13 protein-coding genes, 14 tRNA genes and 1 pseudogene are annotated in these 18042 nt (G+C 47.6%); 6 read left to right on the forward strand and 22 right to left on the reverse strand.

Features of this window, described 5'->3' with window-relative positions:
* The 3 genes and pseudogenes from J7E78_RS28860 to J7E78_RS28870 all read right to left on the reverse strand — a co-directional run.
* Window positions 1-345: pseudogene (locus J7E78_RS28860) on the reverse strand (helix-turn-helix domain-containing protein); the annotation flags it as partial.
* A gap of 171 nt (window positions 346-516) precedes the next feature.
* Window positions 517-1356 (reverse strand): MurR/RpiR family transcriptional regulator, encoded by an 840-nt coding sequence (locus J7E78_RS28865; protein WP_215080315.1) that lies wholly within the window; start codon window positions 1354-1356, stop codon window positions 517-519.
* Window positions 1357-1481: 125 nt separating this feature from the next.
* Entirely contained in the window at window positions 1482-2711 is a 1230-nt protein-coding gene (locus tag J7E78_RS28870) for an anhydro-N-acetylmuramic acid kinase (RefSeq protein WP_215080293.1), read from the reverse strand.
* Between the two features lie 282 nt (window positions 2712-2993).
* Here J7E78_RS28870 and J7E78_RS28875 point away from each other — a divergent pair, with 282 nt between their 5' ends.
* Together J7E78_RS28875 and J7E78_RS28880 are read left to right on the forward strand one after the other, a co-directional pair.
* Complete coding sequence (locus J7E78_RS28875; protein WP_215080295.1) at window positions 2994-4406, forward strand: N-acetylmuramoyl-L-alanine amidase family protein; 1413 nt, start codon at window positions 2994-2996, stop codon at window positions 4404-4406.
* A 34-nt stretch (window positions 4407-4440) separates the two neighbouring features.
* Window positions 4441-5001, forward strand: a complete 561-nt coding sequence (locus J7E78_RS28880; RefSeq protein WP_215080297.1) for a GerMN domain-containing protein — start codon at window positions 4441-4443, stop codon at window positions 4999-5001.
* Window positions 5002-5077: 76 nt separating this feature from the next.
* On the opposite strand, the gene J7E78_RS29620 is transcribed toward J7E78_RS28880, so the two are convergent.
* From J7E78_RS29620 to J7E78_RS28905, 4 genes are all read right to left on the reverse strand, one after another.
* Window positions 5078-6676, reverse strand: coding sequence for an MBL fold metallo-hydrolase (locus J7E78_RS29620; protein WP_251035331.1), 1599 nt, complete (start codon window positions 6674-6676; stop codon window positions 5078-5080).
* Entirely contained in the window at window positions 6673-8271 is a 1599-nt protein-coding gene (locus J7E78_RS28895; protein WP_251035333.1) for an ABC transporter permease, read from the reverse strand. The genes J7E78_RS29620 and J7E78_RS28895 overlap by 4 nt, the downstream gene beginning before the upstream one ends.
* A 201-nt stretch (window positions 8272-8472) precedes the next feature.
* Entirely contained in the window at window positions 8473-9546 is a 1074-nt protein-coding gene (locus J7E78_RS28900) for an ABC transporter substrate-binding protein (RefSeq protein WP_215080301.1), read from the reverse strand.
* A 70-nt stretch (window positions 9547-9616) separates the two neighbouring features.
* On the reverse strand, window positions 9617-10633 hold the full coding sequence (locus tag J7E78_RS28905; protein ID WP_215080304.1) for an ABC transporter ATP-binding protein: 1017 nt from the start codon (window positions 10631-10633) through the stop codon (window positions 9617-9619).
* Between the two features lie 212 nt (window positions 10634-10845).
* Here J7E78_RS28905 and J7E78_RS28910 point away from each other — a divergent pair, with 212 nt between their 5' ends.
* The 4 genes from J7E78_RS28910 (at window position 10846) to J7E78_RS28925 (ending at window position 15875) form a co-directional block, all read left to right on the forward strand.
* The gene (locus J7E78_RS28910) at window positions 10846-11754 is read left to right on the forward strand and encodes a LysR family transcriptional regulator (RefSeq protein ID WP_251035332.1); all 909 of its coding nucleotides are present in this window, start codon (window positions 10846-10848) and stop codon (window positions 11752-11754) included.
* A gap of 146 nt (window positions 11755-11900) precedes the next feature.
* Window positions 11901-12761, forward strand: coding sequence for a hypothetical protein (locus tag J7E78_RS28915; RefSeq protein WP_215080307.1), 861 nt, complete (start codon window positions 11901-11903; stop codon window positions 12759-12761).
* A 287-nt stretch (window positions 12762-13048) separates the two neighbouring features.
* Window positions 13049-14731, forward strand: a complete 1683-nt coding sequence (locus J7E78_RS28920) for a helix-turn-helix domain-containing protein (RefSeq protein ID WP_215080309.1) — start codon at window positions 13049-13051, stop codon at window positions 14729-14731.
* A gap of 94 nt (window positions 14732-14825) precedes the next feature.
* Window positions 14826-15875: an ABC transporter substrate-binding protein gene (locus J7E78_RS28925; protein ID WP_215080311.1), complete on the forward strand. Its 1050-nt coding sequence runs from the start codon at window positions 14826-14828 to the stop codon at window positions 15873-15875.
* A gap of 160 nt (window positions 15876-16035) precedes the next feature.
* Here J7E78_RS28925 and J7E78_RS28930 read toward each other — a convergent pair whose 3' ends face one another.
* The 15 genes from J7E78_RS28930 to J7E78_RS29000 all read right to left on the reverse strand — a co-directional run bounded on the left by J7E78_RS28930 (window position 16036) and on the right by J7E78_RS29000 (window position 18018).
* Window positions 16036-16275 carry a Rossmann-fold NAD(P)-binding domain-containing protein gene (locus J7E78_RS28930; RefSeq protein ID WP_215080313.1) on the reverse strand — a complete coding sequence of 80 codons (240 nt, stop codon included), beginning with the start codon at window positions 16273-16275 and terminating at the stop codon, window positions 16036-16038.
* 178 nt (window positions 16276-16453) lie between these two features.
* Window positions 16454-16524 (reverse strand) — tRNA-Gly (locus J7E78_RS28935).
* Window positions 16525-16537: 13 nt separating this feature from the next.
* Window positions 16538-16611 (reverse strand) — tRNA-Pro (locus J7E78_RS28940).
* A gap of 16 nt (window positions 16612-16627) precedes the next feature.
* Window positions 16628-16704, reverse strand: a tRNA-Arg gene (locus J7E78_RS28945).
* 6 nt (window positions 16705-16710) lie between these two features.
* A tRNA-Gly gene (locus J7E78_RS28950) sits at window positions 16711-16785 on the reverse strand.
* Window positions 16786-16793: 8 nt separating this feature from the next.
* Window positions 16794-16880 (reverse strand) — tRNA-Leu (locus tag J7E78_RS28955).
* A 9-nt stretch (window positions 16881-16889) separates the two neighbouring features.
* Window positions 16890-16965: transfer RNA gene (locus tag J7E78_RS28960), tRNA-Lys, on the reverse strand.
* A 9-nt stretch (window positions 16966-16974) separates the two neighbouring features.
* Window positions 16975-17049: transfer RNA gene (locus J7E78_RS28965), tRNA-Gln, on the reverse strand.
* A gap of 11 nt (window positions 17050-17060) precedes the next feature.
* Window positions 17061-17136: transfer RNA gene (locus tag J7E78_RS28970), tRNA-His, on the reverse strand.
* Between the two features lie 97 nt (window positions 17137-17233).
* Window positions 17234-17309 (reverse strand) — tRNA-Thr (locus J7E78_RS28975).
* A gap of 136 nt (window positions 17310-17445) precedes the next feature.
* Window positions 17446-17523, reverse strand: a tRNA-Asp gene (locus tag J7E78_RS28980).
* Between the two features lie 27 nt (window positions 17524-17550).
* Window positions 17551-17624 (reverse strand) — tRNA-Met (locus tag J7E78_RS28985).
* A gap of 16 nt (window positions 17625-17640) precedes the next feature.
* Window positions 17641-17716: transfer RNA gene (locus J7E78_RS28990), tRNA-Val, on the reverse strand.
* A gap of 122 nt (window positions 17717-17838) precedes the next feature.
* Window positions 17839-17910 (reverse strand) — tRNA-Glu (locus J7E78_RS28995).
* 16 nt (window positions 17911-17926) lie between these two features.
* Window positions 17927-18018: transfer RNA gene (locus J7E78_RS29000), tRNA-Ser, on the reverse strand.
* Window positions 18019-18042: the final 24 nt, after the last annotated feature.

An 18042-nucleotide genomic window follows, 5' to 3' on the forward strand; every position in this document is an offset into this window, starting at 1 on the left:
TCGAGCCGGTTTCCCTTCGATCTCCTGAGTATACTTGGTTATCCATTTCGACAACACACTTTTGCTTGAAATATCATATTTTTCTGTTGCAGCAGATAAAGATAGCTGACCAGACAAGACATCTCTGACCGCACCCAGCCTTATTTCCTCGGCGTATGTTTTCCACGTTTTCGATTCCTTTAACCCATCCGACCCATGTGCTCTATATTTTCTGACCCAATCTTTGACTGAATTCTTGCTCACCCCAATGTGTTTAGCTTCCGAATTCGGATTGGATTGGAGTTCAAGGCAGCGCTGTACGGTGTGTAATTTGATTTCTAAAGAAATGGGACTTCTTTTAGACATGAGAAAACTCCCCTCATAATAGACGTAGAAGTTTTGTTTTTTTCTACTGTCTACTATGGGGGGAGCATATCAGTCTGGGCTCTTTTTATAATTTTTTTATACATGAAGCGCATATAATCCGTCAAAAAATCCCCTCCTGCATAAACAGAAAGGGATTCATATGATTCTACTTCACTTGTGCTCCAGAATAGCCTGTCGGCTCTTCTCCAAATATTCCACCGACTGATTGTAGCTGCGGCTGGCAATCGCCAGATACAAAATATCGATCACGTTCAGCTGTGCAATCCGTGACGAAGTTGCTCCGCTCCGAATATCACTTTCGGTGGAAGTAATCATCAGGGGCACATCCGCCATACTACTGAGTGTGTTGCTGCCCCACTTGGTAATGCTGATTGTCGCTGCACCGCCATCGTGAGCATGCTTGAGACAGGAGATTACGTTCGAAGTCTCTCCTGAATACGAGATACATACAACCGCATCATCTTCACGAAGCGTCGTTGCGGACGAGATCTGCATATGCGGATCGGCGAACGAAAAGCTTGTGCGATTGATTCGCATGAACTTGTAATGTGCATCCAGCGCAATCAGATTAGAGGCCCCTACTCCATAGAAAAAGATCCGGTTTGCCTGATGAAGCACGTCCACGGCTTTTTCCACCAGACGTGGGTCCAGAATATGAACCGTATCCTTCACCGACTGAATATTGTTTGCAGACACATGTTGAATAATGCTCTCCATGGAGTCCTGGGGACGAATCTCCGTATATTGATATGGCTCACTCGTCTGCAAATCTCCGGCAATCTTCAGCTTCAGCTCCTGAAAACCCGTTACACCCAGTGATTTGCAGAGACGGATAATGGCAGCTGGGCTGCCTCCACTCCGTTCAGATAACTGGGCCACCGAGGATTGAACAGTTTCTTGCGGGTGATCCAGAATATAAGCTCCGATCTTCCGTTCGGACGGAGTCAAGTCATCCATTAATGCGCGTAAACGCACAAGTCCACCTTTCATGCCTTCCATTCGCTCCTCCTTTCCGTACTGCATTCATGTACAAGCATTTTATCTTATAATTCCACTCGCGTCTAATCGGATTCCTCGCCCTTCCATAACTGAACTCCAATTAAAGTCAGGCCTCACTAGAGTGTGAGATTTCCTGAGATTACGGCGTGTTTCGCGCCGGTTACTGCCGGAAGTGTATTGGTTCTTCCCATGAGTGCCTCATGGCCAAGTAGAGCAAATCCAATGGCTTCCCGAGCATCATCAGGTACGCCATAATCCGCTGTTCGTTCCAAACGGATATCTTTCGGAAGTCTCTGACGGATCATCTCCATTAACGTGGCATTGGAAGTGCCACCACCGCACGCGAGCATAGCTGATATTTGCACCTTGGGCAGAATAAAATCCTTCACTGCACGCACGATGGTCTCCGCGGTCAGACAGGTGGCAGTAGCCAGCGTATCTTCAAGCGTTAAGGAACGCACTGCGGCCATCTCCTTCAATCTCACTGCATATGCGGCTCCATATACTTCTCGCCCGGTACTTTTCGGTGGAAGTCTTTTGAAGTACTCATCCTCCAAACACAGGTCTACCAGACCCTGATCGACCTTCCCCTTTGCGGCAATACTTCCACTCGGATCATAATGCTGCCGCCCATCCGTTGCATGCCGCACAATGGCGTCCATCACCATATTGCCCGGTCCCGTATCAAATGCCGAAATACTTTCGGTAGATGACTCGGAGGGAAGCACCGTCACATTGCCAATGCCGCCAATATTCTGCACCAGCCGCCCTTCCGTCGGACTGCGGAACATCAGAGCATCCGCATAAGGCGTAAGCGGGGCACCTTCCCCACTAGCCGCCATATCCCTTGATCGCAGGTTACCAATCACTGGCAGTCCTGTCCGTTCTCGAACGACAGCACATTCACCGATCTGCAATGTCGATACCACATCAATACTTGCTCCCGTTGGCCCTGGAAATGCAGATGCTACAGGAGCATGCCATACCGTCTGTCCATGCATGCTAATCATATCCACCTGCTGCGTTGAGATACCGGCAGACTGCATCAGTTCCGTAACACTATGCGCATACCACTCCGATACACCAAAATGCGCGGCTGTCAGCTCGTCGACACGCGCCGTCCCCGGTGAACATAACCGGATCAGTACGTCTCTCAATCCATTCGAATACGGCACACAGACGAAATCAACCAGCTCGATCTGCTGTAATGCCCCGCTCATATCGGTTTGAATACGCACCAGTGCGGCGTCAGTTCCATCAAGTGACGTTCCTGACATTAGTCCGATGACCAGATGCTCCTGCTTCAAACGATACTTCTCCCACATCGGATAGCTGCCTGTATCCATCCATTTCCAACCTCCTGCAAGACCCGATGAACACGTCATCCTGCCATAATTTCACCCAGTATATGATATTAAATTTCACAAGTCAAACTTTATATGAAATTTAATTACATCACTGAAAATAAAAAGAGAGATATTCATCCCATTTGCGATCACACATCATGTTTTCTTCCATCAATTGATAATTAGATATCAGAAGAGAAACATTTTTACATTTTTACCGTTTATATTATGTAGGGATATTTTGGAATTAAGAAAATGATCTAATATTAGTCGAGGTGCATAATGAAGAAAACCATTTTACTACTGTTTTTGAGTCTGTTCTTACTCTTTTTGCTCCCTAATCAGGGAAATGCCGCTGCAAATACGTCAAAAATCTTTATGGATGGAGAAGAATTAGTCCTCCCAAGTGAAGTACAGGTGACGATTATCAATAAAAACGTGATGATCCCGATTCGTGTCGTTGCCGAAAATTTGAAATTCAAAGTCGATTGGAACCAACAAGCACGCACTGTACAAATTCAGCAAGATCAACAGATGATTTCCCTTACTGTGGATCAAAAGCAAGCCATGGTTGCTGACAAACAAGTCACTTTGAACACAGCACCGCAGATTTTGAACAAAACGCTGGTGGTGCCCATTCGATTTGTCAGTGAACAAATGGGGCTTAAGGTAAGATGGAATAATCAAGACAAGATCGTATACTTAACAAACACCAGTAAGGAACCTGCTATCGAACCAGGCAACAGTTCTGAAAAAGGGGATTCAACGCCTACCGCTCAGGTTACCGATATCCAATTTGCCAACAACCAGCTCGTCTTATCCACGGATGGGGCCGTTCAGCCGGTAGTAACGACCCTAAAGTACCCTGATCGTCTGGTTGTGGACTTGCCCGGAGCCACCTTTGGTGATATATCCCAACCGCTGGATCAAGGGTTCAATGGCAAGCTGGATGTGAGCAGTTATCCAAATATTACGGAAGTGAGATATTCCCTGTTCAAACGAGAACCGGCACAAGTTCGCATTGTCGTAGAATTGAATAATGTGAAGAATGTCCAGTACAGCCACAATGTGATTGCCGACAAACTGATTATTGATCTGAATGTTGCGGGTGACAATGTCACACCTGCTCCAGTCACTCCAGTAGGCGACTCAGGACGCAAGGTTGTGGTCATCGATCCAGGACACGGTGGCAGTGATCCAGGGACAATCAGCATCACGAACAAACCCGAGAAGGAATACAATCTGGCATTGGCTCACAAAGTACAAGCCCTGTTGCTCAATGAGCCCAATATCGAATTGGTGATGACTCGTGAAGGTGATACCTATCCAACCCGCCCTGAGCGTGTTCAACTCGCTAATCAATTAAATGCGGATGTATTCGTATCTATCCATGGCAATAGTGTGAAGTCCGCCCCCCAAGCCACAGGTACGGAGACATATTATTATCAACGCAGTAATAGCAAGGAATTAGCCAATATCATTCATCAACGTTTGGTGAAAGCCATGGGTCTCAGAGATCGTGGTGTGAAAAATGGCAACTTGGAAGTAATCCGAGACACGACCATGCCTGCAGTGCTTTTAGAAGTGGGATTCCTGAGTAATGTACTCGATGAAGAACTGATGTCGTCCGATGACGTTCAGATGAAAGCCGCTCAAGCGATAGCCGATGGAATCAAGGAGTATTTAGGCCTATAAATCATCAAATAAATTAGATAAAGGAAGTGATTCTTTGAATAAGAAGTTAGGTTGTGCACTTATATTATCATGCTTGATCCTTATCGGAGTTGGATGTGCCCAGAAGCCAGTGAGCCAACCCGGCTCGAATGAACCTGCTGTTCAGGGAGGACAGACGCAGGCGCCAAACCCAGCCAAAACGGAGGTGGATCTGGGCACAATGAATACACAAGTCGTCGATGTATATTTGGCAGATTCTCAGGTACTGGAGCTTGAGAAAACAGAGCAGGAAATTGAATACAAGGATGATTCAGAAAAATATGAAAAAACATTTGCAGCGTTGCAAACGAACACCGATTCAGAGCTTGTTTCCCTCTGGGAGCAGGTGGAATTGCTCTCTGTCCAATATGCTGAGGGTACGGTGACTTTGAATGTTCATATCCCCGCTGAAGCCAATCTCGGTACCAGTGGAGAATTGCTCGCATTGGAAGCTTTAACAACAACAATGTTTCAATTTGATGAAGTGAACAGCCTGGATATACTGGTGGATGGTGAAGCCGTTGATAGTTTGATGGGCCATGCCGAACTGGAACACCCTATTCATCGCGAACCCTAAATGATCACAAAACAATGGAAAAAGAACGTCCCCAGGGACGTTCCAATCTGACGCATCAATTCGTTTCATGCACAATTCACACATATAGCTCGTCACCAGCAGACAGTGAATGTATAACTGTTCCCGGTGACGGGCTATTTCTGAGCAAACCTTCTTTTAATCGGTCCGTCTCTGCCCGATCAGCATGCACAAGGACCGTATGCCTTGCTGGAATCTGATGCAGCATCCGTTCAACATCATTCCAGCCCTGATGCACTTTATAGCGTATTTTCCGCACCTCACACACTCCATACTTGTCAGGAACCCGCAGCAGCTTATCAGCAAATGTACCATGAGCAACATGCCCAGTGAGCAGAATCAGATTCTCCTCCCCGTCCGATAATTGACTATAATACCAACGGGCAAGCGAGGACTGCATCATGCCGTCCGGAATAAACCATAGCGAAGCAGCATGATGTTCCAACAGTTCTTCCCGCTCTTGGATGGTCGTAGGCAGATCCCATCCTCGTCCGGTCAGAAAGCAATCAATATCGTCTTTCAACGAACTTCCAGTGATATGCGCTCCCTTGTCCCTCAACCAGTACGGAACATGCATAAGCTGCTTCATGCCGTCCACCAGCCCTTGTTCCACTACGATTGGAACAGCCGGAAATTGTTGCTGTGCCCACAGTATGATCTCCTGTCCACGCCCTACAACAGGCATGGGTAAGAGCACCTTGCCACCTTGAGCAATCGTCTGGCAAATGGCTCGTTCCAGCCGTTCCAGTTTGTCAGCCTGTGTATCTTGGTCCGTACCGTAGGCAGCATCAACGATCGCCAGATCCACCAGCCCGACGGAAGATATTGCTGCTACGTCTGTTACGTCTGCTACGTTTGCTCTGCCTGCTCTGCCTGCTCCATCTGCTCCATTGGATGTGAAATTTCTCTGCTTCATGGGTATCTCCGTGGATACGAGTGTTCTTGACGACGCTTCTGATGCAACAGATGTCTGATCTTGTGACGTTATGAATTCTCCAGCCTTTTGCCCACTGTTTATAACGATTAGTTCCTCCGCGTCCCACTGTTCACTGCTCGGAGCATCGAACAACGTATTTTCACGAATCATGTTTGCCTGTGAGAACGCCTCCGCTGGGCAATCCGCCTGTAAAAGCATCGATTCGGACGTGTAGTCCCCGGAATAAAAAATCCGCTTACCTTCCATTTCAACCCCAAACCACACCGATCCGGCCAGATGTCCACTCCGGCCCCACATCACTTTTACTTCGGGAATCGGTTCGAACCAAGTTTGGGATACGACCTCATCCTCCAGATACCGATAACGAATAGTCTGCTCATCTGCTTCATCGTAAGGAAGTTTCTCTCCGACACGTTCTGCAAACCTTCGCCAGTTGGCAAAATACGTACGCAGCTGCGCCCTCGTCTCCCTTGTTGTCCACACTTCACCCTGGTAGCCCATCTTATACAGCAAAGGGATGGCGACCGAATGATCCTCATGGGCGTGGGACAACAGGACCGCATCCAGTTGCGGGACAATCTCCGGGTCAATCAGCGGATACTGGCCTGTGCCTTCTTTTTTCACACCACAATCCAGCAAAAGGTGGAACTGGCTCCCGCTCAGGAGATAGGCGGAACGTCCATGTTCCCCTGCACCGCCCCATACGTTCAGTTTGATCATGATGCATTCCACTTTCTCTTTGAATTCAGCAGTTCAATTCCAAGCAGCATGAGCACCGTCATGCCTACAGTTACAACGGCCATCGCCATTCCGAGGGATACCTGACCTTGTTCAAACTGGGCAAAAATATACGTAGCCGACGTCTGCATGGACGGCGGAAGAATCAACAACGATCCGACCAGTTCCCTTGTTGCAATCGTAAAGGTCATCATCCACCCCGCCAACATGCCGGGCAGGATCAGCGGGATCAGGATACGCCGCAGAATATACATCGGTTTCCCGCCAAATACTTGCCCCGCCTGGAACAACGTTCCGTCAATCTGGGTAAAGCTCGATTTTACATACTGCACGGTGTAAGGCAAGAAGAGAACAACGTACGTGAGCACAACCATGCCGTAGGTGTTATACAACGTGACTGGCATCCAGGGTGAGTTCCAGAAGAGAATCAGACCCACCACCATCACGATACCCGGCACCGTATTAGGCAACAGACTGAACAAGTCAATTACACGCTGCATGAATGAAGATGATCTGCCGATCGCCAGTGCAAACCCCGTACCGATAATAACAGCAACGGTTGAAGCCGCGAGGGATAATCCCAGACTGTTCCCGATGGCCTTCATACTCACTGATCCCCAAGATAACAGCTCCTTGTAATGATCCAAGGTGAGATTATCAAATGCAATTCCCGATCCCCGTAACTTCATGGTCGAAGCGGCGATGATGGAGAAATACGGGATACCGATCGACAGGATCAACAGGATTGCAAGATAAGCCCCGCACAACCATCCTGCTCCGCCACGAAGAGAATATCGTTTCGAACGTTGCCCCTTGCCACCAACCAGACGATACGTGAACTTCCGGCTCATGGCAGACTGCATATACCACATCACCAGACAGACGGACAGCAGCACGGATGCGAGTGAAGTCGCCTTACCGAAATCAATCGGCCAACTGGAGATGTACTTATGAATTTCGGAGGTCATGACATAATAGCCAATCTTGCGCCCGAAGGTTGCCGGTGTTCCGAATTCCGCAATCGTTTTGACAAAGACCAGCATGATCCCCATGCCGTAAGACGACAACAACAAGGGTAAAATAATGCGTCTGAAACGGTACCCTGCACGTGCACCGTGCACAGCTCCCGCTTCTTCCAAATTGCCACCGATGCGGATCAACGCATCTCGAAGCAGCAGATACAGGAACGGGAACAGGTGCAAGCTCATGATGAGCACCATGCCCCAGAAGCTGAAGAACAGCTCACTCCAGCCTGCTGATGAGGGCACCCATTGCTGGAGATATCCCCCTTTTTGCATAAATAGAATCCAGCCCATCGATCCGATATAAGGCGGGGTCATGAACGGAATCATCAGGATTACATCCACCCAGCGATGCTCGCCCATCCGGGTCTTCGCCATCATCCAGGCCAGCGGCAGCGCCAGCAGCGTTGTTACCGCTACAACGCAGATACCAAGCCAGACGGAGTTCAGCAACACACCTGATAGATGATGACCTGTAATCGTGCGAATCGGAGCCATCCAGTCCCACTGTCCATCCGGATGCACACTTTGCCAGAAGATCAGCAAGAGCGGCATGCCAATGCTTATAGTCAGCAGAAAGAGGGCCAGAATCACGCCCACTCTCCGAAAAATTCGGTTGTTGTCTATTACAACAGGTTTCACTACGTTCACCTCACATGACTTTCCACAGACAGCAGGTATGATTTAGACGAATAGAAGTATTTCGATCTATACCTTGCTTATTGAAAGACGCTCTTTGGATTTATGCAAAAATACTTATTTAAAAGTCTCGGAAAAACGTGCTGCTGTCTCTTCGCCATGTTCGCTCATCCAGTTCCAATCCACTTTAAGTTGTGGAATATCCTTCACATTGGCACGGTTAGTCGCTTCAATGTCTTCGCGGCCCGGAATCAGATAGGCATCAGCAACGAGCTTCTGTGCTTCATCAGACAACAGGTAGTCAATGAACGCTTTGGCATTTTCTACATTCGGACTGGATTTCAGAATCACTGCCGGTCTTGGGCTGATGACCGTGCCTTCCTCAGGATATACGATATCCAGTGGTTCACCTTTTGCCTTGGAGGAATACGCCATGTAATCCACACCTGCGGCTACGATGCTTTTGGCACCTGTAATGACTGGATCAAGGGCTTCCTGATTGGCGCCAGCCATTGCTACGCCGTTTGCTTTATACGCACTCAGCAGGTCCCATCCTTTTTCACCGTTCGCACTCAGGTATCCTGTGATGAAGTCGAGTGCTGAACCCGATAAGGTGGGGTCGGGAATATTCACTGCATCTTTCCACGCAGGTGTAGCAAGCTCTGCCCAACTTGTAGGTGGTGTAGATACTAGTTTGGTGTTATACACAATACCCAGTGCGGAAGCACTGCTGCTAAAATAGTTGCCCTCTGCATCCGACCAGTCCTTGTTCAGCTTGTCTGCATTAGCTGCTTCCGGGTAAGGCATCGTCAGTCCATCTGCTTTCAAGGCCTGTGCTGAAGGTAAAGAGGCCAGGATTACAACGTCTGCAACCGGATTGGATTTCTCTGCTTCCATACGAGCCAGAATTTTTCCTGTCGTTCCCTGGAACATCTCAACTTCGATCCCCGTTTTGTCCGTAAATCCGCTCACGATGTTATCCGCCAGCTTCTGTGGGCCAGCACTGTACAAGACCAACTTGCCGCCAGCCGGTTTTGTTGTTTCCGCCGCTGCTGCTGTGTTTCCTTCACCCGCGGGTTGTGCCGCGTTGCCTGTGGTCGAGTTCCCTGTGCTACATCCGAACAAACTGATACTCATTACCGCTGTTAATAACAGCATTGCGCTCTTTTTCCGTGTTTTCATACCCAACATATTCGTCCATCTCCCCTGGTTTCTTATAAAATGTGTACTCCTGCTTCCAACTGCGTGCTCGTTCAACAATTTAATATGCCACTGCGATCGCTTCGTTCTGCTTCATACTCGGGTGGTCAGAACCGTCCATTCGGCATATCCGCTCAGGGGTTACATAGAGCTGCACACGCTCCCCTACGCGCACCCTTTGGTTCATATAGGCTATCCATACGCCAAGCCCTTCCATCTGCACTCGTACTTCATAGCGCTCACCTACATAGCTGACACTAAGTACCGCCCCTGGATAACACAGATCGTCATGACCTGTTTTGTTCCAGGTGACATGCTCTGGACGCACCATCGATTGATTAGGCGTGAGCCAGTTGGACTTTCCGATAAACGAAGCGACATACGGATCACTTGGTGCCGAGTAGATCGTTTCCGGGCTTCCCTTTTGCAATATCCGCCCCTTCTGCATCACCACAATCTCATCTGACATCGACATCGCTTCAATCTGATCATGTGTGACGTACAGCGCAGTCAGTCCCATATCTCGAACCAGCGACATCATCTCAATCCGCATCTCTTCCCGAAGTACAGCATCCAGTGCACTCAGTGGCTCATCGAACAGGATCACACCAGGTCTGACCGCTACGGCTCTGGCAAAAGCAACCCGTTGCTGCTGTCCACCAGACAGCTGATGAGGATATCGATCTTCCATGCCTTGCAGGCGAACCATGCCAAGTGCTTCGTTCACCTTTTGCCGCAGATCGGATTTCTGTTTTCCGGCCTTCAGGCCAAACGCTACATTTTCGTATACAGTCATATGCGGCCATAATGCAAAATCCTGAAACACCATGCCCAGATTACGCTTGTGTGTTGGTATATCAATCCGCTTCGCCGCAGAGTAGATATACTGACCATCTGCACGAATCTCTCCCGCGTCCGGCTGTTCCAGCCCGGCCAACATGCGGAGCAGTGTTGTTTTGCCACAGCCCGATGGGCCGAGCAGAGTCGTGAACTTTCCATGTTCAAGCGTTAGATCTGTCGGCAGCAGTGCGGGTGTTTGATTAAATGATTTTTGAATTCCCGTTATCTCTAATTTCATAAGCATCCCTGCCTGTCTTCTGTTACTTGATCTCTTGCACTGTTTTCAGTCTAACGTCCGCTTTCGCGAGTTGTATGTCTTGTATGTAAAATTGGAATTAACTTTTTAGATGAATTCTGTTGATGTTCATAGATTAAATCTATAGTAGGTGATTATTAATGAAACTTTTCATTTTACGGAGAACCTAAATAGGTATGAGGAGTGTTGGGACATTGAATCTGATCAAATTGCAAATTGTTGAGCTGATCGACAAGCATCATCACATGACAAGCGTGGCCGAGTTACTGGGGATCAAACAACCTACCGTTACATTTCATATGAAGTCATTGGAGGAAGAGATGGGCGTGCGATTATTCGAATCGCGCAGTGGGAAGACCTTTCTAACCGAGGCCGGACAAGCTCTGCTCCACTATTCCGTCAAAATCAATGCTTTGACCCAAGAGGCCAGGCGGGTAGTGAAGGAATATGACAGTCTCTATCGGGGCACCCTGCACATTGGGGCAAGCTATGTACCGGCTACATATCTGTTGCCCACCATACTCAACACCTTTTCTCAGGAGTTCCCGGGCATTCGTATCGTCTTATCCGTTAAACCCTCACCTGTTATTCGCGAAATGTTAATTCGGCATCAGATTGATCTGGGGGTGATTTCTTCGGAACCGTTTGTTGGAGCCGCACTGCAAGCTGAGACGTTATGTGAAGATGACTTGGTATTAATCTGCTCTCCGCAGCATGAATTGGCCCAGAAGGATGTATTGACACCTGACCATATCGCGCAGATTCCTTTTGCCTTACATGGCAATGAATCCAGTACACGGCGGCTAACCAATCAATGGCTTGCGCAACATGATATTCGTTTGCGGAGTACCGTGGAGATGGATTCCCTGGAAGCGATCAAACAGCTCGTGTTAATCGGGGGGCATGTCTCATTCATGTCTCGGATGGCAGTACAGTGGGAGGAACAGCACGGGCTCATTCAGGTTCTTCCCATTCCCGGAGAGCAAGCGCCGCGCCATATCTATACGGTACATAACAAGGACCGCCACCCTTCCGTTCAGGTAAACCGCTTCAAAGAAGTGCTACGAGAGGTGAGTCACGGCTTCCCCATTTTCCCTGGTTGATTGCCCTGATCCGCTATAAACTATCGTTTGCCATTCATCAAATCTATGCAGGGTTAACGCAATGTGCGCTTCCCTTTAATCGCTTTCATATATTCAGGCGATAAAGTGAGTCTGTACGTTAATCCAGATTAGGAGAGTGATTGGTTTTGAAAAAGTGGAAAAAGGTAACCGCCTCATTCATGCTGAGCATCGTAACATTGGGAAGTGGACTGACATCTCTGGGAGCACCCCAGGCTTCAGCTGCTGCCAATGCCGTTCCTGCCTATGAAGTGAAGTTTCTGGCGAAGCCGGAACTGGTATTAAATACAGATGGGACACCACGCAGTGAAGTGATCCAGACACTCGGCCTGGGTTCTACACCAAAAAATATTAACGTAGAGTACTTTGACACCAATGCGCTCGGACTGGATCAACAAGGATGGAACGTCCGTTTTCGCAAAAAGGATGACAAAAATAATTATGAACTGACTTATAAAAAACGCTACCCTGTGATCAATGGCGATATCAACTCAGCGCTGACACTGGCTAATCAAGAAGGATTCGACAAATCGGATGATAATTACGAGGCTGAAATTGACTGGGGATATGGCAAACAAACATTGAGCTTCTCCAACACCAAAAAAGTAAATACCAGTGCCACAGGCGTTCAGCTTCCTTCTGAGCAGGCAGCCTTGAACATGTTACTGGACAAGCTTCCGGGCAAATTGAAAAACTGGACTTCCTCCAACTGGGGCAAGCAGCAACTGACTCAATCCCGTGCATATGGCCCAATCACATTCCAACGTTATGAAGGTACATGGAATGGTCAAGAGCTTACACTCGAAGTATGGCCGATCCGTGACGCAGCAGGTACAGGTATTCAGAATATCGTAGAGGTCTCTTTCAAAACCGATGATACTGTAGCCGTATCCGGACTGCGTACCCAACTGCTGCAATTGCTGGAGAACAACAACTGGCTGATTCCTGCCGATGGCTTGAAAACACAGACCATTCTGGAAAGATACTAATTGCGAGCTCTTGCTAAAAAACAAACTCCTCTTCCTGCGAACATCGTAGGAGAGGAGTTTGTCTTTTTTTGCTTAGTGAACTAATGAAGGCCAGGGGTTATGTATGTATCCTTCCGCAACTCCAGAAGCCCTGAAACCTCCTTCATACTCTCTAGGTTATTTTTCATACTTGTTCTCGTTCTAATATAGAATGGACTTCTTATTTGTATGGCAATATGCAATAATTGATAATGATTCTCAAACGAATCATATGTAATGTTAATATCGCAAGTTAAGGAGGGATTTTGGTGACTTTGGAAGTCTTTCCACTGATATCTGACGGTGAACATACCCGTGATCTATATGCAAGATTCAAGACATCCGAAATGATTGATCAAGCGTCGTTTCTTCCACCATTTGTATTAACGGACACACATCTTCTGCTCATTTGTACTGGCGGTGAAGCCGATATTCGTATTGGGCATAGGCTGAATCATGCCACACTCGGCAAAATGTATCTGATCCTGCCAGGAACAGCGATAGAATATACAACGGATGAGGTTCATCCTTTACAGGGCATCGCGATATATTTTGATATGTTGAAGCCTCTCTCCGATATCAATAAAGCTACTTCCGACTCTACTGTAAGGGAGATTTACCAAAAAGGGTTACTTCGTTCGTCATACGCCGATGAATTGCCGCATGAACTTTTTCAGGAATGTACCAGAATTGCCTTACAGCTCCATGAATGCATCTCTGTACCTCAAGAAAATCGTCCATTTCGTATTCAGACTTTGATGCATGAGTTGTTGACCCATGTGTATGCCCCTCCCAAAGAGAGTGCAATAGGAGATTCCGAACACACCTCTGCTTTGGATCAAACACTTGAACTTATTGAGCTTGGATATGCTGAGCATCTTTCTCGGGAAGTTCTTGCCGGAGTGGCAGGCATGAGTGTATGGCACTATTCGCGGGTATTCAAAAACCGGACTGGCATCAGTCCCATGGAATACGTGAATAGCATCCGCATGGACCGGGCCAAAGAGATGTTGCTCGTCCCCGGCCAAACCATCAAATATATCGCATCACAGGTTGGCTTTCAGGACGAGTTTTATTTTAGCCGCAAATTCAAAAAATATGTTGGCGTGTCTCCCTCCACCTATCAACGGCAAAAGCGCAGTAAAATTGCTGCCCTTTCCTTCGGAACCACCGGCCATCTGCTGGCATTACAGATCATTCCCCATGCGGCATTAATCGATAACCGACGGGATCAACACAGGAATCTGTTTTTCTCCAATATCCCTTATCATCTGGGACGTAGCAAACGAATGAATCCTCGTATCTGGCAAACCAACGTTGAGTTGTTGATGCAAGCGAATCCGGACCTCATACTCTGTAATGAGTACGAAGCCCATACGTTAAAAAGAACGCTACAGCGAATTGCACCTACCATCGTTATTCCATGGAAAGGATTGAGCTGGCGGGAACATTTCTTACAAGTTGCCACCATTGTGGGACAGCAACAAGATGCCCAGCAATGGTTGGAGCAGTATGATGACAAGGTAATCCATGCCAAAGAGCAGCTTACTCATTTCATCGGTAAGGATACGGTCTCCATCATTCATATCATGATGGGTCATCTGTTAATCTACGGGCGACGCAATGGGGGCGCTGTTCTATATAACGACCTGGGCGTTTCCCCTTCACACGATCTGCTTCCAGGGCAAGTGTATCGTGCATTGGATGAACAGGAGTTGCCTCATATAACAGGAGATCGCATGTTACTGATTGTGGACCAGGACCCGGAATCCCAGCAGCGCTGGCATAATCTACAACATACTCAGCTATGGCAAGATTTGAGGCCCGTGCAGAACCAGCATGTATATCTTCTAGATGAAATGCCTTGGTTGGATTATTCACCATATGCCCATGATCAGATCATCGATGAAACCCTGAAACTTTTTGGTGGCACTCAGCACATTAATCCATGATTGGATAGCACAGAAGGCTATGTCTCCCCCAACATGAGACCGCTACAATATAAAGTGTACTGAGAATCAATATCATTAGAAACACAGGGGGATTATGATGTACAAACAGCATTATGTCAAAATAACGGGGATCCTGTTCATACTCGCCATGTTACTTGTTGCGTGTGGACAGACACCTGCAAGCACTTCGCAGCCATCTGCAGATGGCGTAAAATCAGCTGCGGGGACAGATGGGGACTCATCCACTGAATTAGCTACCAAGACGGTGGAGAGCGCCAGTGGCAGCTCAGAAATCCCGGCACATCCCGAACGGATTGTGTCCATTAATATGGAGGACATTCTCCTCTCCTTGGAGGTACCACTGGTACTTGCTACACCTATTGGCCGTCAGGATTACCTGAATGAGCAACTTGAAGCCCAAGGTGTTAACATTGAACCCATTCATGAGAGTGTCAATTTTGAGGCTGTCATCAACGCTAATCCGGACCTCATTATTGCCAATGCCAGTTTGGATGCCAAGATTCTCGAACAACTCGAGAAGATCGCGCCTACGATCACTTATGATCGCCGTAATTGGCAGGAATCTATCGTACAAGTAGCTACTGCACTGGATATTGAAGAGCGGGCTAAACAACTTTTACAAAAAAATAAAGACCAAATAACAGAAGCTCAGAAGCTCGCAGCCGATATCACCAAAACTAAACCTACAGCTGCATTCCTGCGCTTGGAAGAGAAAGATATGCGTTTGTTCTTCTCTTCCATTCCATCTACACCTTTCTCGGGTTCCAGCTATGTGGGAGCGGGTTATGAGATTGGATTCACTCCCGACGCTCTCGTTACCAAACTTGAGGCAGAGAATCCGGAACGGATGAATGCCAGTATCTCGGTTGAGCTTTTGCCTGAAATCAAAGCAGACTATCTGTTTATCGTTTCCATTAGCTCAGATGGGTCAGCTGAAGCGTTGCAAAAAACAAAAGATGAACTTAACGAAATCCAGCAACTCCAAGTATGGAAAAGCCTACCCGCTGTCCAAAATGGTCATGTCTATGTCCTCAATGCTAAGAACTGGCTCATAGACGGCCCCATTGCCGAATCGCTCAAACGTAATGAAATGCTCGAAGTTCTTGGACTACCTGCTCCCTAATAGTAAACATACCGTCTGTTTCATCCACAACAAACAAAAGGAGATTCACCGGATTTTCGGTGGATCTCCTCTATATTTAATATTCCAAATGGCCTTATTCAGCAGTTCTTCATTCCAGTAATTCTTCATTCACTTCAGGCTTTTAATAAATTTTAAAGTTCTAGGCTGTTTCGACCCCAAGTGCACTCTGGATGAACGTATTAGCAACTTTCTCTACAGGTACAGGATTAAATCCAATAAAGAAATCCTTATATTTCTCCGCCGACTCTACACACAGATTAGGACTAACCGAACCGGATTGTCTACCTGCTGTAATAACCTCAACGAAATAATCTCTCAGCTTCGCAACAACAGCTCTACCTAGTGTTCCATTTCCGCCAATGACCAGAGCTCTTTTCATTACTGTTTGTCCTCCTATATAAATACAGTTAATCAGATACGAATTTTGTATTTATTTAAATAAAGATTCCATCCTTAATCAAATGACAATTGACTCTATTTTATAAAGAAATCCACTTATTCTTTTAACGAAAAAAAGCCTTTGCTTATAGCAAGGGCTTTTCTCTATGTTACTCGGAAGCGGGTGATGGGAATCGAACCCACGCTATTAGCTTGGAAGGCTAAAGTTCTACCATTGAACTACACCCGCAAAAATAAAAAAATCGGGATGACACGATTTGAACATGCGACCCCCTGGTCCCAAACCAGGTGCTCTACCAAGCTGAGCTACATCCCGATACTTATGAAAATAATGGCGCGCCCTGAGAGATTCGAACTCCCGGCCTTTTGATTCGTAGTCAAACGCTCTATCCAGCTGAGCTAAGGGCGCAAATATTGGAGCGGAAGACGGGAATCGAACCCGCGACCCTCGCCTTGGCAAGGCGATGCTCTACCGCTGAGCCACTTCCGCAAAACATATGGTGCGGTCGAGAGGACTCGAACCTCCACGGGGGTTAGCCCACACGGACCTGAACCGTGCGCGTCTGCCAATTCCGCCACGACCGCAAAATATAATGGTGAGTCATGAAGGGCTCGAACCTTCGACACCCTGATTAAAAGTCAGGTGCTCTACCAACTGAGCTAATGACTCATAATGAAATGGCTGGGGATATAGGATTTGAACCTATGCATGACGGAGTCAAAGTCCGTTGCCTTACCGCTTGGCTAATCCCCATTAAAAAATCATGGGGCGATCGAGGGGAATTGAACCCCCGAATGCCGGATCCACAAACCGGTGCGTTAACCACTTCGCCACGATCGCCATAGAGTAAGCCATTCATCCACTAAGAGTATCTTAGTATTAGCAACTGCATCTATAATATATATTCTATCACAAATTCAGATGTAAATACTAAAAATGGTGCCGGCGAGAGGACTTGAACCCCCAACCTACTGATTACAAGTCAGTTGCTCTACCAGTTGAGCTACACCGGCATGGTGTATATTTGATTAAAAATGGCGGAACCGACGGGATACTCTCACTTCGTTCGAGACTGCGAAGCTTATGCTCTCGAAGTGAATGCTCCGACGAACCCAAAAACGGATTCTCATCCCTGAAGCATATACAAAATGGCGGAACCGACGGGATTCGAACCCGCGATCTCCTGCGTGACAGGCAGGCATGTTAGGCCAACTACACCACGGTTCCAGATCACTTTCTCAAAGGAAAGTTTAATTGCGGGGGCAGGATTTGAACCTGCGGCCTTCGGGTTATGAGCCCGACGAGCTACCGGGCTGCTCCACCCCGCGTCGTTATAAAGTTATATGGTGGAGGCTGAGGGGATCGAACCCCCGACCCTCTGCTTGTAAGGCAGATGCTCTCCCAGCTGAGCTAAGCCTCCATATTATGACCCGTAGGGGATACTCTCACTTCGTTCGAGACTGCGAAGCTGTTGCTAACGAAGTACATCCTCCGACGAACCTTTGGGATTCTCATCCTTTGTTGAAGCAATAGGTATTGCTATGACCCGTAGGGGATTCGAACCCCTGTTACCTCCGTGAAAGGGAGGTGTCTTAACCCCTTGACCAACGGGCCTTACTAAAAAATTATCTGGCGGAGAGAGAGGGATTCGAACCCTCGAGACGCTTGTGACGCCTACACGATTTCCAATCGTGCTCCTTCGGCCAGCTCGGACACCTCTCCATGTGGCTCCCCGAACAGGGCTCG

The organism is Paenibacillus polymyxa (assembly GCF_018614975.1).
Classification (GTDB): Bacteria; Bacillota; Bacilli; order Paenibacillales; family Paenibacillaceae; genus Paenibacillus; species Paenibacillus polymyxa_E.

Coding starts and splice junctions, on each gene's coding strand:
- J7E78_RS28930 (WP_215080313.1), bottom strand. CDS start 16,275: ATGAAAAGAGCTCTGGTCATTGGCGGAAATGGAACACTAGGTAGAGCT.
- J7E78_RS28875 (WP_215080295.1), top strand. CDS start 2,994: ATGAAGAAAACCATTTTACTACTGTTTTTGAGTCTGTTCTTACTCTTT.
- J7E78_RS28905 (WP_215080304.1), bottom strand. CDS start 10,633: ATGAAATTAGAGATAACGGGAATTCAAAAATCATTTAATCAAACACCC.
- J7E78_RS28900 (WP_215080301.1), bottom strand. CDS start 9,546: ATGTTGGGTATGAAAACACGGAAAAAGAGCGCAATGCTGTTATTAACA.
- J7E78_RS29620 (WP_251035331.1), bottom strand. CDS start 6,676: ATGATCAAACTGAACGTATGGGGCGGTGCAGGGGAACATGGACGTTCC.
- J7E78_RS28870 (WP_215080293.1), bottom strand. CDS start 2,711: ATGGATACAGGCAGCTATCCGATGTGGGAGAAGTATCGTTTGAAGCAG.
- J7E78_RS28865 (WP_215080315.1), bottom strand. CDS start 1,356: ATGAAAGGTGGACTTGTGCGTTTACGCGCATTAATGGATGACTTGACT.
- J7E78_RS28925 (WP_215080311.1), top strand. CDS start 14,826: ATGATGTACAAACAGCATTATGTCAAAATAACGGGGATCCTGTTCATA.
- J7E78_RS28895 (WP_251035333.1), bottom strand. CDS start 8,271: ATGCCGCTCTTGCTGATCTTCTGGCAAAGTGTGCATCCGGATGGACAG.